The organism is uncultured Microbacterium sp., assembly GCF_964244775.1.
GTDB lineage: Bacteria > Actinomycetota > Actinomycetes > Actinomycetales > Microbacteriaceae > Microbacterium.
Genome location: NZ_CAXTJR010000002.1, coordinates 19,839 through 34,621, shown reverse-complemented (window position 1 = coordinate 34,621; position 14,783 = coordinate 19,839). Strand labels below are relative to the sequence as shown.

Here is a 14,783-nt window from a genome sequence, read left to right as displayed (position 1 = left end):
CCACCATCTCGCGGACACGGGGCACCCTCGCGGCCCCCGCGGCGACAGCATCCCCCGTTCATGTCAGCCAGCTGGCGGACATGCCCGTCCCCCACCACCATCTCGCGGACACGGGGCACCCTCGCGGCCCCCGCGGCGACAGCATCCCCCGTTCATGTCAGCCAGCTGGCGGACATGCCCGTCCCCCACCACCAACGCGCGGACATCGACTGACGCAGTGGACCGGCGCTCCGTGCGCCGCCTACGGCCGCCAGCCGCCGCGAGTGAGCGCGGCGGCGATCTTCGCGACCGCCGGCGCAGGGTCGGGTTCGAGGTGGTGCCGCAGGATTCGGATGTGATCCCACCCCGCAGCCCGGATCGCTTCCGTGCGGTCTGCGTCGCGAGCGAACTGCGCAGCATCCATCGCGTGCTGCCGCCCGTCGTACTCGGCGGCGACTCGATACCGCGGATACAGCTGATCGATGCGTGCGATGAATCTCCCGGTCGATGTGAACACCTCGGTGTTCAGCGTCGGCGCCGGCAGTCCGCCGCGTTGACAGGCCAGACGCAGCGCGGTCTCACGGAAGGACTCGGCTCCATCGCGCACGTCGTCGAGCACGGCGTCGAGGGCACGACCACGAAAGGCGGCCGCCTCCGCCCGAAGTTCATCGATCGTGGCAAGCCTGCGCTTGGTGAGAACGAGGTGGTCGGCAGCGGCGATGAGATCGTCGGGTGGCCAGTCGTCGGATGCCTGGACCCACGCTCGAGCCGGATTCTCGACGGGAAGGCCACCGACGAGAGTCCACGCGGGTGTGCGGATCTGCAATCGATGCCCGGACACGCCGCGCGCCGAGGGCGCAGCCGCCGGGCGGTAGCAGCTCACATGCAACAACGGCTTCCACTCGTCCGGCGTGGGCGAGTGCAGGAGTCCGAGGGCCGTCTCGTGGCTGAAGAACTGACCCGGCCGTAGCCGCGGAGCGTACCGCTCGGCCAGCAGGCGAAGCTCCCACAGCTGCGGGGCGTATTCGGCCAGGCGTTTATCCGCCGGCGACAGAGGCTCTACGACGGTCGCGCCCTCGCGGATCCCGTAGAAGGGCGCGCTGAAACGAGGCCCGCGCATGGCGCCCCGAGTGAGCCCATCCTGCAACCCTAGGGCCACACTGAACGCGCTGACGTGGAACGGTTCGATCGTCGCCATGCACCGAGTCGACCAGCAGATGCCGCGCCCGACCGCGATGCACGTCCGATCTGTGCGGGAAGTCCGACGCCGCCGGGGGTGGGGAGGAAGCTGGAGCCCAGCATCCGCTCTCTTGCGTCAGCCACCCGTGTCGGGAAGAACGTTGCTCACGCCGCCGATGTCTGCCAGCTGGCAGACACGCGCCCGCGCCGAGAACCCCGATGTCCGGCGAATGGTGGCGTGGGCGACGCATGTCCGCAAGCTGGCGGACATGCGCCCGGGCTACCGCTCGAAGCCCTCGGCGATCAGCTCGATCAGCTCCTCGCGCTCCTCGACCGCCAGGAACGCGCCTGCGGCCGCGTTGAGCTGGAAGGTCTCGAGGTCGGCGAGGTCGTATTCGAACGTCTCGGCCAGAAGGGCGAGCTCGCGCGTGAGCGAGGTACGGCTCATCGTGCGGTTGTCGACGTTGACCGTGACGGCGAAGCCGAGCTGGTACAGCAGATCGAACGGGTGGTCGACCAGCTCGGTGCCCCAGGCCGCGATCGCGCCGGTCTGCAGGTTGGAGGAGGGCGAGAGCTCGAGCGGGATCTCGCGGTCGCGCACCCAGCGGGCCAGGTCGCCGAAGTGCACGAGCACCTCGTCGCCCTCGCGCGAGACGACATCGAGGTCTTCCGCGATGCGCACGCCGTGGCCGAGGCGCAGCGCGCGTCCGTCGATGAGCGCCGAGCGGATCGAGTCGAGCCCGGCCGCCTCTCCGGCGTGCACCGTGGCGGGGAAGAACTCCGATGCCAGGTAGTCGAAAGCGTCGCGCAGGCGCGATGGCGGGAAGCCGTCTTCGGGCCCGGCGATATCGAAGCCGACCGCTCCGCGTCCGCGGAACGCGACGGCGAGCTGGGCGATCTCGAGCGACCGGTCGGTGTGGCGCATCGCGCTTATCAACTGACCGACACGGATGTCGTGACCGTCGCCCTCCGCAGCATCCTCACCCTCTTCGATGCCCTCCTGAACCGCCTCGACGACCTCTTCGAGGCTGAGTCCGCCGGTCAGATGCTGCTCGGGCGCCCAGCGCACCTCGCCGTAGATGACGCCGTCGGCGGCGAGATCCTCGACGAACTCGCGTGCGACGCGCGTGAGGCCCTCGCGGGTCTGCATCACGCCGGTCGTGAGGTCGAAGGTCTTCAGGTATTCGACGAGCGAACCCGAGTCGCTCTTCTCGGCGAACCAGTCCGCGAGCTCTTCCGGATCGGTCTCGGGCACCTCCAGCCCGGCCGCCTGCGAGAGCTCGATGATGGTCTCGGGGCGCACACCGCCGTCGAGGTGGTCGTGCAGCGAGATCTTGGGCAGCCGGCGCACCGACATGCCCTCGATGATCGCGTCGCCGTTCTGATCGATGGGCATGGGGAACTCCTTCGGGGGGGATTCGGGTGAAGTCGCTGTGTGAAGTCGCGCTGAGAAGGGTAGCGGATGCCGGTGTCAGGCCGTGATGCGTTCGAGAATGAGCGCGCGGGGGGCCGGGGCATCCTGCCCCACCTCCCACGACCCCTCCAGCGCCGCCAGCGCGCGCTCGAAGCGCGACGCGTCGTGCGCGAGCAGCGTGAAGACGGGCTGCCCCGACTTGACGCGATCGCCGGGCTTGACGTGCAGGTCGATCCCGGCGGCGTGGACGACCGGGTCCTCCGCGCGGGCGCGACCGGCGCCGAGGCGCCACGCGGCCACCCCGAACGGGAGTGCGTCCATGCGCGTGACGACACCGGCCGATGAGGCGGTGACGGTGTGCGTCTCGCGCGGCGTCGGGAGCGGTGCATCCGGATCGCCGTCCTGCGCGCGGATCATCGCTCGCCACGAGTCCATCGCGCGTCCGTCGCGCAGCGCCGCCTCGACGTCGGCGTCGGGGCGACCGGCGAGCGCGAGCATCTCGCGGGCCAGGGCCAGGGTGAGTTCCACGACATCGGAGGGTCCGCCGCCGGCGAGCACCTCGACCGACTCGCGCACTTCGTTCGCGTTGCCGATCGCGAGCCCGAGCGGCACGTTCATGTCGGTGAGGAGGGCTGTGGTCGCGACCCCGGAATCGGTGCCGAGCTCGACCATCGTGCGGGCGAGCTCCCGGGCGCGCTCGACGTCGCGCATGAACGCGCCCGAGCCGAACTTCACGTCGAGCACGAGCGAGTCGGTGCCCTCGGCGATCTTCTTCGACATGATGCTCGAGGCGATGAGCGGGATCGCCTCGACCGTGCCGGTCACGTCGCGCAGGGCGTAGAGCTTCTTGTCGGCGGGCGCGAGGCCGCTGCCGGCGGCGCAGATCACCGCGCCGACGTCGGCGAGCTGGGCGAACAGCTCGTCGTTGTCGAGCGCCGCCGTCCACCCGACGATCGATTCGAGCTTGTCGAGGGTTCCGCCGGTGTGGCCGAGCCCGCGGCCGGACAGCTGGGGCACGGCGACACCGAAGGATGCCACGAGCGGCGCCAGCGGCAGAGTGATCTTGTCGCCCACACCACCGGTCGAATGCTTGTCGACCGTGGGCTTGCCGAGACCCGCGAAGCTCATGCGCTCACCCGAGGCGATCATCGCATCGGTCATGACGCGGATCTCGCCGCGGTCCATGCCGTTCAGGAGCACCGCCATCGCGAACGCCGCCATCTGCGCGTCGGCGACGTAGCCGCGGGTGTAGGCGTCGATCATCCATCGCAGCTCGGCTTCGGGCACCGCGCCTCCGTCGCGCTTGATGCGGATCACGTCGACGGCGTCGTACGCTTCGAGCGACGGGGCCTCGCTCACCTGCTGACGTCCTCGAGGTCACGCGGGCCGAACGCGTCGGGCAGCACCTCGTCGATCGTGCGGATGCCCGACACGGTCTCCAGCAGCATCCCGGGCAGTGCGAATTCGTACAAGAGCTGACGGCACCGGCCGCACGGCATGATCGTCTGCCCGTCGTTGTTCACGCACACGAACGCCACGAGCTCGCCGCCGCCCGACATGTGCAGGTCGCCGACGAGGGCGCACTCGGCGCACAGCCCCACACCGTACGAGGCGTTCTCGACGTTGCAGCCCGAGACGATCCTGCCGTCGCTGACCAGCGCGGCAGCTCCGACCCGGTAGCGCGAGTACGGCGCGTATGCGCGCTTCATCGCGTCGGTGGCGACGGCACGCAGCTCGTCCCAGTCGATATCGGTCACAGTCATCCCTTGATGTATGGCACGCCGTCGGCGGCGGGCGCCCGCGAGCGTCCGACGACTCCGGCGACGACGAAGATGGTCACCACGTACGGCAGCATCAGCATGAACTCGCTCGGCACGGGCGAGCCGATGACGCTGAGCGTGTTCTGCAGGCTCGAGGCGAACCCGAACAGCAGCGCCGCGAGGGTCGCCTTGATCGGATCCCACTGGCCGAAGATGACCGCGGCCAGCGCGATGAAGCCGGCGCCGGCGGTCATCTCCTTGTTGAAGGCGATGCCGTTGCCGATCGTGAAGACCGTGCCGCCGAGGCCCGCGATCGCTCCGGCGAGCAGCAGGTTCCAGAACCGCGTCGCGTTGACGTTGATGCCGACGGTGTCGGCGGCTTGCGGATGCTCTCCCACGGCGCGCAGGCGCAGGCCCCAGCGGGTCCGGAACATCCCGAACCACACCAGAGCGACCGCGACGTACATGATGTACACGATGATCGTCTGGCGGAACAGCACGGGGCCGATCACGGGGATGTCGCTGAGCAGCGGGATCGCGAGGCGGTCGAACCGAGGCGGCGAGTTGAGCGTCGCCTGGTTGGGCTGCAGCACCTGCGAGTAGAGGAAGCTCGTCAGGCCCGTCACGAGGACATTGAGCACGACGCCGACGATCACCTGGTCGACGACGTACTTGATCGCGAACGCCGCGAGCACGAACGCCACGAGCATCCCGGCGACCATCGCTGCCAGAAGCCCCAGGAAGGGCTGGCCGGTGAGGGTGGCCACGACCGCGGCGGTGAACGCCCCGGCCAGCAGCTGACCTTCGATCGCGATGTTCACGACACCCGCGCGTTCGCCGATCACCCCGGCGAGCGCGCCGTAGATCAGCGGGATCGCGAGGGCCACCGCTCCGGCGAGGAGCCCCGCGACCGGGATCGTGGCACCCGCCGCCGCCCAGGTCAAGAACCCGAAGATCGCGATGATGATGTACGCGGCCACGACCCACAGGGGCGTCGTGCCGAACTGCCGCACGAAGAACGCCGCCGCCGCCGTCAGCAGCGCGAGCAGCACGAACACCGTCCAGGTCGTGACGGTCACACCGAGCGTGATGGCAGGCAGCTGCAGCGCGTCGGCGTCGGTCGACAGCCGGAAGGTCGTCTCGCCGCCGCGGGGTACGGCGAGGATCAGCAGCACATAGAGCACCGTGAACACGACGAGCGCGATCGGCGCCTTCCAGCTGCGCACCTCCGACTTCTCGGGGGCCTCGACGACGAGCGCACCGTCGGCGGTTCCGTCAAGCAGGGTCATCGCAGCACCGTCCCGGCCTCGGCCTTGAGCGCTTTGGCACGCGCCTTCTCGCGCCGACGCTGGTCGCGCTCGGGCGACGGGAGGAAGAAGATCGTGCGCACGAGGGGCGGAGCGGCGATGAACAGGACGATGAGCGCCTGCACGACCACGATGATGTCGATCGGGATCTGCTGCCCGGCCTGCATCGCGAAGCCGCCGGCCTTGAATGCACCGAACAGCACACCTGCCGCGAACGTGCCCCACGGGGTGGAGCGTCCGAGCAGGGCCACCGTGATCGCGTCGAAGCCGATGCCCGCATCGATCCCAGCCGTGAAGCCCGTCGTGATCGTGCCGAGCACCTGGTTGACGCCGGCGAGCCCGACGAGGGCGCCGGCGATCAGCATCCCGTACACGTACATGCTCTTGACGTTGATGCCGGCGACTCTGGCGGCGTGGGGGTTCTCACCCACCGCGCGGAACTTGAAGCCGAGGCTGGAGCGATTGATGATCCACCAGACGAGCACGGTGGCCGCGATCACGAGGATGAAGCCGAAATGCAGGTTGTACTGCGGCCCGAACAGCTCGGGGAAGATCGCGGTGTCCTTCATCGGCGGCGTCTTCGGATTGTTCGAGCCGGGTGCCTGCAGCAGCCCCGGCGTCCGCAGCATCCATGACACGAGGTAGAAGGCGATGTAGTTGAGCATGATCGTGACGATCACCTCGTGCGCACCGGTACGCGCCTTCAGGTATCCCGCGATGCCCGCCCACAGCGCTCCGGCGACGAGGCCCGCCAGGAGGGCGACGATCATGTGGATGCCCCACGGCAGGTCGAGCGAGAAGGCCACCCACCCGGCCGCGGCGGATGCCATGAGCATCTGCCCGCGACCGCCGATGTTGAACATGCCGATGCGGAACGCCAGGGCGACGCCGAGGCCGGCCGCGATCAGCGGGGTCGCGAAGGTCAGGGTCTCGGTGAGGGGACGGATGCCGCGGGCGAATGAATCCGCGCCGAAGTTGTAGATCGACCCCTGGAACAGGGCGCCGTACGCGCCCGAGACCGACTTCCAGATGGCGAGGAATGTGTCACCGGGGCGCGCGAAGAAATAGACCGATGAGGCTTGGACGTTCTTGTCGGTGACGGCGATCATGATGCCGCCGACGATCAGGGCGAGGACCACCGCGAGCACCGAGATGATCGCGTTGCCCTGCGTGATGCGCAGGAACGTGCTGTGCCACTTCGAGGGCGGCTCGGGCGGAGTCGGCAGCGGTGCCGCAGTCGTGGTGACGACGCCGCCTCCGGTGATGCTGTCGCTCACGCTGCGACCCCCTCGCTCGTCGGCCCCGCGGTCGTCGGCCCCTGATCGGGCGGCGCTTCGCCGGCCATCATCAGTCCGAGAACTCCTCGAGGCGTGTCGCCCGGCACGATGCCGACGATGCGGCCCCGGTACATCACGATGATCCGGTCGGCGAGGGCGGCGACCTCGTCGAGTTCGGTGGAGACGACGACGACCGGGATGCCGGCATCCCGCGTCTGAACGATCCGCTTGTGGATGAACTCGATCGAGCCGACGTCGACGCCGCGCGTGGGCTGGGCGGCGACCAGGAGCGACAGCTCGCGGCTCAGCTCGCGCGCCAGAACGACCTTCTGCTGGTTTCCCCCCGACAGAGTGCCGACCGCCGCTTCGATGCCGGGGGCCCGCACGTCGAACTCGTCGAACTTCTGCTTCGCGAACTCGGCGATGTAGGCCAGGCGCAGCCCGCCGCCTCGGACGAAGGGCTGGCCGTTCGTCCGATCGAGGACCAGGTTCTCGGCGATCGACATGGCGCCGACGAGGCCATCCTCTTTGCGATCCTCCGGGACGAACCCGACACCCTGATCCAGGATGCGCCGCACGCTCGCGCCGACGAGCTCGGTGCCACCCAGCAGCACGGATCCGGTGACGCGATCCTGGAGTCCCACGAGCGCCTCGGTCAGTTCGGTCTGGCCGTTGCCCTGCACGCCCGCGATCGCCACGATCTCACCGGCGCGCACATCGAAGCTGACGTCGTTCACGACGATCTGGTCCTTCGCGTCCACCACGCTCAGGCCCTCGACCACGAGCGCCCGCTCGCCGAGGGTCGGTGCATCCTTGTGAACGGTCAGCTCGACCGCCCGACCGACCATCAGCTCGGCCAGTTCTGCGTTGGTCGCGTCGGGCGACGCCTCGCCGATCACCTTCCCGAGCCGGATCACGGTGATGCGGTCGGCCACTTCGCGCACTTCGCGCAGCTTGTGCGTGATGAAGACGATCGAGGTGCCCGCGGCCTTAAGCTGCCGCATGATCTCCATGAGCTCGTCGGTCTCCTGCGGCGTGAGGACGGCCGTCGGCTCATCGAAGACGAGCACCTGGGCGTCGCGCGAGAGCGCCTTGATGATCTCGACACGCTGCTGCACGCCGACCGGGAGGTCTTCGACGAGGGCGTCGGGGTCGACATCGAACCCGAAACGCGCGGAGATCTCGCGGACGCGCGTGCGAGCAGCATCCAGATCGAGGATGCCGCCGCCCCTGGTCGACTCGTTTCCGAGCATGACGTTCTCGGCCACGGTGAAGACGGGGATGAGCATGAAGTGCTGGTGGACCATGCCGATTCCGGCGCGCATGGCGTCGCCGGGGCCCTGGAAGTTCTGCACCTGGTCATCGAGCAGGATGAGGCCGTCGTCGGCACGGTACAGGCCATACAGCACGTTCATCAGCGTGGACTTGCCCGCGCCGTTCTCGCCCAGCAGGCAGTGGATCTCACCCGGCTGGATGACGAGATCGATGTGGTCGTTGGCGACCAGGGAGCCGAACTGCTTCGTGATGCCCCGGAGTTCGAGCTTCATAGTCATCGATCCTAGTGAGGGGGTCGTCCCCGTGAGCGTGGCGTCTCTGGAACGGTGGTGGCGCAGAGGGATTCGGGTCGCGCACCCGGCACGCAATGACGATGGGGAGGCTGGTCGCCCAGCCTCCCCATCGCGCGTGCGACTACTTCGACAGGTAGGACGTGACGGGGATCGATCCGTCGATGATGCCGGCCTGGATGTCGTCGAGCTCACCCTGCAGGTCGGGCGAGACCTTCGAGGCGAAGTCGTGGAACGGGGCAAGGCCCACTCCGCCGTTCTCCAGCGTGCCGACGAACGGCGCCGGGTCGAACGCGCCCTGGCCGGCCGCGAGCACCGCGTCGCTGACACCCACGTCGATCAGCTTGCGGATCGAGGTGAGCAGCAGGTCGCCGACCGACGGGTCGGTCTCGAACACGTCGGCGTCGACACCCAGCAGCGCGATGTCACGACCCGAGCTGCGGATCACCGACGCAGCGCTCTGGTAGATCGGGCCACCGACGGGCAGAAGCACATCCACACCCTGGTCGACGATGCCCTGCGCGGTGTTGATCGCTTCCTGGTTGGCGTCGAAGCCACCGGTGAACAGGCCATCCTGAGTGGCGGTGTCCCAGCCGATGACGGCGACGGTGTCCTTCTTCTGGTCGTTCCAGTACTTGACGCCCTGGGCGAAGCCGTCCATGAAGATCGAGACGGTCGGGAAGTTCATTCCACCGAACGTGCCGACCTTCTTGGCCTTGGAGAACGACGCCGATGCATAGCCGGCCATGAACGCCGCCTGCGCGGTGTCGAAGACGATCGGCTTGATGTTGGGAGCATCCGTCTTGCCGTCGAAGTCGTTGTCGACGACGTCATCGATCGAGACGAACTCGACCTCGGGGTTGGCGATGGCCGCTTCGCCGGCGGCCGACGCCAGTGCGAAGCCGACCGTGATGATCAGCGAGCAGTTCTGGTCGAGCAGGCTCTGGATGTTCGGCGCGAAGTCGGACTCGGAGTTGGACTCGACCGTGACCGGGGTCACACCGAGCGTCGCAGCGGCACTCACGAGGCCTTCGTAGCCGAGCTGGTTGAACGACTTGTCGTCGAAGCCACCGGCATCCGACACCATGCAGGGCTTGAATCCGGCGACCGCACTGCTGGATGCGCTCGGGGATGAGTCGGCGGCCGGGGCGGACGCGCAGCCGGCCAGGGTCACGACGGCGACGCTCGCGGCTGCAAGGCCGGCGAGCAGGCGCTTTCGGGTAGGAATGGTCACTGTGCCTCCACGTGCAAACGCCCGCGGACCTCGCGGGCGGGTGGTACGAAGTTACTCACGGTGACGCGGAGTTTGCATGCTCAGAACGGGTATGCAGGCGAATGGTTACAAAGACGCAACAGAGCCGAGACACAGGCTCCGCCGAGCGGACCGCGAGGCGAGTCCGAGTGCGGGTCAGAGCACGTCGCCTTGGCCGGTCAGCTTCAGGGCGTCCACGACGCCCTTGACCCGCTGCGCGTGCTCGCTGGTGGTCACCAGCAGTGCGTCGTCGGTGTCGACGATCACGATGTCCTTCACGCCGATGACGCTGATCACGCGATGAGTCTGGCTGACGACGATCCCGCTGGAGGCGTCGACCAGTACCCGGGCGTTCTCGCCCAGGATCGCCAGGTCGTTCTTGCGGCCGTGCGAGTTGAGTTTGGCCAGGCTCGCGAAGTCGCCCACGTCGTCCCATTCGAAGTGCCCGGGGATCACCGCGAGCCGGCCCTTCTCGGCCGCAGGCTCGGCGACGGCGTAGTCGATCGCGATCTTCGTGATGGTCGGCCAGATCCGGTCGACGGCAGGCCCGCGCGCGTCACGGTCGTCCCACGCGTCGGCGAGTTCGACGAGTCCGGCGTACAGGTCGGGCTGGTTGGCCGCGATCTCGGCCAGCAGCACATCGGCGCGGGAGATGAACATACCTGCGTTCCACAGGAATGAGCGGTCGGCGAAGTACTCGCGCGCCGTCGCGAGGTCGGGCTTCTCGACGAAGCGGGCGACGAAGGCCGCCTCGGGCGCGCCCTCGACGTCGAGCTCGTCGCCCTTCTTGATGTAGCCGAAGCCGACCGACGGCTCGACGGGCGGTATGCCGATCGTGCAGATGTAGCCGTCCGCCGCGACCGCGACCGCCTGGCGGACCGCGTGATCGAACAGCCGCCCCCCGCGGATCACGTGGTCGGCCGCGAACGAGCCGATGATGACGTCGGGCTCGCGCCGGACCAGGATCGCGGCGGCCAGGCCGATCGCGGCAGCGGAATCGCGCGGTTCGGATTCGAGGATCACGTTCTTGTCCGGGATGCCTGGCAGCTCCTTCTCCACCGCCGCGCGGTGCGCGCGCCCCGTGACGACCGCGATGCGGTCGGGGCCGGCGAGGGGCGCGAGGCGATCCCACGTGTCACGCAGGAGCGTCTGCCCCGACCCGGTCAGGTCGTGCAGGAATTTCGGGGCGTCGGCGCGGGACAGCGGCCAGAGCCTGCTTCCGATACCGCCGGCGGGAATGACTGCATAGAAGTTCTCGATCGGCTCGGCCATGCCCCCAGGTTATCCGGACCGCCACGGCCGGCGAACGACGCGCGAATGGGGGTGCGCGCCGCTCCAACTCGAGAGATCTCTTGACGTCAAGACACTTAGGCTCGCCTAATCGTCGCCCCCCGCACCACGGGAATAGGATGATCGCGGCGTCCGAGTGACGTTGCGCGGCCTCGCGCCGCGGAGGGGCATCGACCCGCCCCGCTCGTGTTCGACCCAGGGAGGACGACCGTGTCTGCTCCAGCACGCGTCATACCGTCGGTATCGGAAACCACCTCCAAGGTTCCGCGTGGAACCCTGTACCGAGGTCGAGAAGGCATGTGGTCGTGGGTGCTGCATCGCATCACCGGCATCGCGATCTTCTTCTTCCTCCTGGTGCATGTCCTCGACACTGCGCTGATCCGCGTATCGCCCGAGGCGTACAACGCGGTCATCGGCACCTACAAGAACCCGATCATGGGCCTCGGCGAGATCGTCCTCGTCGGCGCGATCGCGTACCACGCCTACAACGGCCTGCGCATCATCGTCGTGGACTTCTGGGCGAAGGGCGCCCGCTACCAGCGCCAGCTGTGGTGGGGAGTCCTGGCCCTCTGGGTGATCACGATGGCCGGCTTCGTCCCGAGACATCTGATCAACGTCATCGCCGAGATCTCAGGAGCGCACTGATGACCGCCCCCGCCATCGCCGATCCGCGCAGCCCGCTTTCCCGCCCGCGTCGCAAGGGCCCGAACCTCGAGAAGTGGGGCTGGATCTACATGCGCGCCTCCGGCGTGCTGCTGATCGTCCTCATCTTCGGCCACCTGTTCGTGAACCTCGTCGCCGGCGACGGCATCCGCCAGATCGACTTCGCCTTCGTCGTCGGGAAGTACGCCTCGCCCTTCTGGCAGTGGTGGGACGTGGTGATGCTGTGGCTCGCCCTGATCCACGGCGCGAACGGGATGCGCACGGTGATCAACGACTACGTGACCCATCCGAACACCCGGCGCGTGCTGGTGTGGGCGGTCGGCATCTCCGCCGCCCTCCTGATCCTGCTCGGCACACTCGTGGTCTTCACCTTCGACCCGTGCGTGGGCGTCACCCCCGACAGCAGCCTGTGGAGCATGTGCCAGGGCTGATCATCCGCACTCCACTGAACGCCCCGGAATCCGCACGGCGCCCCGAGACCCAGACGAAAGCATCCATCACGTGAGCACCCAGACCACCGGCGACGTCGTGAAAGACGGCGTTCACTACCATGAGTTCGACATCGTGATCGTCGGTGCGGGCGGCGCAGGAATGCGCGCCGCGATCGAAGCCGGCCCCGGGGCGCGAACCGCAGTCATCTCCAAGCTGTACCCCACCCGCTCCCACACCGGCGCAGCGCAGGGCGGCATGGCCGCCGCCCTGGCGAACGTCGAAGAGGACTCGTGGGAGTGGCACACCTTCGACACCGTCAAGGGCGGCGATTATCTCGTCGATCAGGACGCGGCCGAGATCCTCGCGAAAGAGGCGATCGACGCGGTCATCGACCTCGAGAACATGGGTCTGCCGTTCAACCGCACGCCCGAGGGCAAGATCGACCAGCGCCGCTTCGGCGGGCACACCGCCGACCACGGCAAGACCCCCGTGCGCCGCGCCTGCTACGCCGCCGACCGCACCGGCCACATGATCCTGCAGACGCTGTTCCAGAACTGCGTCCGCCTCGGCATCAACTTCTTCAACGAGTTCTACGTCCTCGACCTGATCACGGTGAAGGATGCTGACGACCAGACGCAGGTCGCGGGCGTCGTCGCCTACGAACTGGCCACCGGAGACCTGCACGTCTTCCACACGAAGGCGATCATCTTCGCCACGGGAGGCTTCGGCAAGATCTACAAGACCACCTCCAACGCCCACACCCTCACGGGTGACGGCGTCGGCATCGTGTGGCGCAAGGGCCTCCCGCTGGAGGACATGGAGTTCTTCCAGTTCCACCCGACGGGCCTCGCGGGCCTCGGCATCCTGCTCACCGAAGGTGCGCGCGGAGAGGGCGCGATCCTGCGCAACGCGAGCGGCGAGCGCTTCATGGAGCGCTACGCCCCGACTATCAAAGACCTCGCGCCGCGCGACATCGTGAGCCGCTGCATGCAGCAGGAGGTCAAGGAGGGGCGCGGCGCAGGCCCGCACCGCGACTACGTGCTGCTGGACTGCACCCACCTGGGCGCCGAGGTGCTCGAGACCAAGCTCCCCGACATCACCGAATTCGCCCGCACCTACCTCGGCGTCGACCCCGTCGTCGAGCCCGTGCCGGTCATGCCCACCGCGCACTACGCCATGGGCGGCATCCCGACCAACGTCAATGCCGAAGTGCTCTCGACGAACACGAACGTCGTGCCGGGGCTGTACGCGGCCGGCGAGTGCGCGTGCGTGTCGGTGCACGGCTCGAACCGCCTGGGCACCAACTCGCTCCTGGACATCAACGTCTTCGGGAAGCGCGCCGGACGCAACGCCGTCGAATACGTCCAGACCGCCGACTTCGTGCCGATGCCGGAAGACCCGGCCAAAGAGGTGCGCGAGCTCATCGAAGGGCTCCGCGCCAACAAGGGCACCGAGCGCATCTCGGTGCTGCGCAAGACCCTGCAGGACGAGATGGACATGGGTGCCCAGGTGTTCCGCACCGAGGAGTCGCTCACGCACGTGCTCGGTGTGATCGAGGACCTGCGCGACCGCTTCCTGAACATCCACGTCGATGACAAGGGCAAGCGCTACAACACCGACCTGCTCGAGGCCGTCGAGCTCGGCTTCCTCCTCGATCTCGCGGAGGTGGTGGTCTTCACCGCCCGCAACCGCAAGGAGAGCCGCGGCGGCCACATGCGCGACGACTATCCGAAGCGCGATGACGAGACGTACATGAAGCACACGATGGCGTACCTGTCCGGCGACCCGCACTCGTCGAACGCCGACGATCACATCCGGCTCGACTGGAAACCCGTCGTGATCACGCGGTACCAGCCGATGGAGAGGAAGTACTAGGGATGACGATCGTCACCGACGCTCCGAGCACCACGCAGGATTCCGCCGCCGCGGACGATACCGGCATCCAGGCGTTCCTCGTCACCTTCATCATCCGGCGCTTCGATCCCGAGGTGGACGCCGAGCCGCGCTGGGTCGACTACGACGTCGAGCTGTACTCGACCGACCGGGTGCTCGACGCCCTGCACAAGATCAAGTGGGAGGTCGACGGCTCGCTGTCGTTCCGCCGTTCGTGCGCGCACGGCATCTGCGGTTCGGATGCGATGCGCATCAACGGCCGCAACCGCCTCGCCTGCAAGACGCTGATCAAAGACCTCGACATCTCCAAGCCCATCTACGTCGAGGCGATCAAGGGTCTTCCGCTCGAGAAAGACCTCATCGTCGACATGGAGCCGTTCTTCGCCTCGTATCGCGCGGTGCAGCCGTTCCTGATCGCGAACTCCACCCCGCCGAAGGACAAGGAGCGGATCCAGTCCATCGCCGACCGCGAGATCTTCGACGACACCACCAAGTGCATCCTGTGCGCCGCGTGCACGTCGTCGTGCCCCGTGTTCTGGACCGACGGACAGTACTTCGGACCCGCCGCGATCGTCAACGCGCATCGGTTCATCTTCGACTCCCGCGACGACGCGGCCGACGTGCGCCTCGACATCCTCAACGACAAAGAGGGCGTCTGGCGCTGCCGCACGACCTTCAACTGCACCGAGGCATGCCCCCGCGGCATCGAGGTGACCAAGGCGATCGCCGAGGTCAAGCAGGCAGTGCTCCGCGGTCGTTCGTAGCGCCCGGG

General features: G+C 68.0%; 13 protein-coding genes. 4 read left to right on the top strand and 9 right to left on the bottom strand.

Annotation, left to right across the window (positions count from 1 at the left end; all coding sequences use genetic code 11):
• Positions 1-241 precede the first annotated feature (241 nt).
• The 9 genes from ACFE6Z_RS05425 to ACFE6Z_RS05385 form a co-directional block, all read right to left on the bottom strand.
• Positions 242-1,177, bottom strand: a complete 936-nt coding sequence (locus ACFE6Z_RS05425; protein ID WP_375384694.1) for a hypothetical protein — start codon at positions 1,175-1,177, stop codon at positions 242-244.
• Between the two features lie 261 nt (positions 1,178-1,438).
• Complete coding sequence (locus ACFE6Z_RS05420) at positions 1,439-2,554, bottom strand: adenosine deaminase (RefSeq protein WP_375384693.1); 1,116 nt, start codon at positions 2,552-2,554, stop codon at positions 1,439-1,441.
• A 75-nt stretch (positions 2,555-2,629) separates the two neighbouring features.
• Complete coding sequence (locus ACFE6Z_RS05415) at positions 2,630-3,931, bottom strand: thymidine phosphorylase (RefSeq protein WP_375384692.1); 1,302 nt, start codon at positions 3,929-3,931, stop codon at positions 2,630-2,632.
• Positions 3,928-4,329: a cytidine deaminase gene (locus ACFE6Z_RS05410; protein ID WP_375384990.1), complete on the bottom strand. Its 402-nt coding sequence runs from the start codon at positions 4,327-4,329 to the stop codon at positions 3,928-3,930. Before ACFE6Z_RS05410 ends, ACFE6Z_RS05415 begins: the two co-directional genes overlap by 4 nt.
• A 2-nt stretch (positions 4,330-4,331) precedes the next feature.
• On the bottom strand, positions 4,332-5,621 hold the full coding sequence (locus tag ACFE6Z_RS05405; RefSeq protein WP_375384691.1) for an ABC transporter permease: 1,290 nt from the start codon (positions 5,619-5,621) through the stop codon (positions 4,332-4,334).
• The gene (locus tag ACFE6Z_RS05400) at positions 5,618-6,916 is read right to left on the bottom strand and encodes an ABC transporter permease (protein ID WP_375384690.1); all 1,299 of its coding nucleotides are present in this window, start codon (positions 6,914-6,916) and stop codon (positions 5,618-5,620) included. Before ACFE6Z_RS05400 ends, ACFE6Z_RS05405 begins: the two co-directional genes overlap by 4 nt.
• On the bottom strand, positions 6,913-8,463 hold the full coding sequence (locus tag ACFE6Z_RS05395) for an ABC transporter ATP-binding protein (protein ID WP_375384689.1): 1,551 nt from the start codon (positions 8,461-8,463) through the stop codon (positions 6,913-6,915). Before ACFE6Z_RS05395 ends, ACFE6Z_RS05400 begins: the two co-directional genes overlap by 4 nt.
• 142 nt (positions 8,464-8,605) lie before the next feature.
• Complete coding sequence (locus ACFE6Z_RS05390; RefSeq protein WP_375384688.1) at positions 8,606-9,715, bottom strand: BMP family protein; 1,110 nt, start codon at positions 9,713-9,715, stop codon at positions 8,606-8,608.
• Positions 9,716-9,889: 174 nt separating this feature from the next.
• Positions 9,890-11,005 (bottom strand): mannose-1-phosphate guanylyltransferase, encoded by a 1,116-nt coding sequence (locus tag ACFE6Z_RS05385; RefSeq protein ID WP_375384687.1) that lies wholly within the window; start codon positions 11,003-11,005, stop codon positions 9,890-9,892.
• 228 nt (positions 11,006-11,233) lie between these two features.
• Between ACFE6Z_RS05385 and sdhC the strand changes: the two genes are divergently transcribed.
• The 4 genes from sdhC (at position 11,234) to ACFE6Z_RS05365 (ending at position 14,775) form a co-directional block, all read left to right on the top strand.
• Entirely contained in the window at positions 11,234-11,668 is a 435-nt protein-coding gene (gene sdhC, locus ACFE6Z_RS05380) for a succinate dehydrogenase, cytochrome b556 subunit (RefSeq protein ID WP_375384686.1), read from the top strand.
• Complete coding sequence (locus tag ACFE6Z_RS05375) at positions 11,668-12,117, top strand: succinate dehydrogenase hydrophobic membrane anchor subunit (RefSeq protein ID WP_375384685.1); 450 nt, start codon at positions 11,668-11,670, stop codon at positions 12,115-12,117. Before sdhC ends, ACFE6Z_RS05375 begins: the two co-directional genes overlap by 1 nt.
• Before the next feature lie 70 nt (positions 12,118-12,187).
• On the top strand, positions 12,188-13,993 hold the full coding sequence (gene sdhA / locus ACFE6Z_RS05370; RefSeq protein WP_375384684.1) for a succinate dehydrogenase flavoprotein subunit: 1,806 nt from the start codon (positions 12,188-12,190) through the stop codon (positions 13,991-13,993).
• 2 nt (positions 13,994-13,995) lie between these two features.
• On the top strand, positions 13,996-14,775 hold the full coding sequence (locus ACFE6Z_RS05365) for a succinate dehydrogenase iron-sulfur subunit (protein ID WP_375384683.1): 780 nt from the start codon (positions 13,996-13,998) through the stop codon (positions 14,773-14,775).
• Positions 14,776-14,783: the final 8 nt, after the last annotated feature.

Coding starts and splice junctions, on each gene's coding strand:
- ACFE6Z_RS05365 (WP_375384683.1), top strand. CDS start 13,996: ATGACGATCGTCACCGACGCTCCGAGCACCACGCAGGATTCCGCCGCC.
- ACFE6Z_RS05385 (WP_375384687.1), bottom strand. CDS start 11,005: ATGGCCGAGCCGATCGAGAACTTCTATGCAGTCATTCCCGCCGGCGGT.
- ACFE6Z_RS05405 (WP_375384691.1), bottom strand. CDS start 5,621: ATGACCCTGCTTGACGGAACCGCCGACGGTGCGCTCGTCGTCGAGGCC.
- ACFE6Z_RS05395 (WP_375384689.1), bottom strand. CDS start 8,463: ATGAAGCTCGAACTCCGGGGCATCACGAAGCAGTTCGGCTCCCTGGTC.
- ACFE6Z_RS05420 (WP_375384693.1), bottom strand. CDS start 2,554: ATGCCCATCGATCAGAACGGCGACGCGATCATCGAGGGCATGTCGGTG.
- ACFE6Z_RS05375 (WP_375384685.1), top strand. CDS start 11,668: ATGACCGCCCCCGCCATCGCCGATCCGCGCAGCCCGCTTTCCCGCCCG.
- ACFE6Z_RS05425 (WP_375384694.1), bottom strand. CDS start 1,177: ATGGCGACGATCGAACCGTTCCACGTCAGCGCGTTCAGTGTGGCCCTA.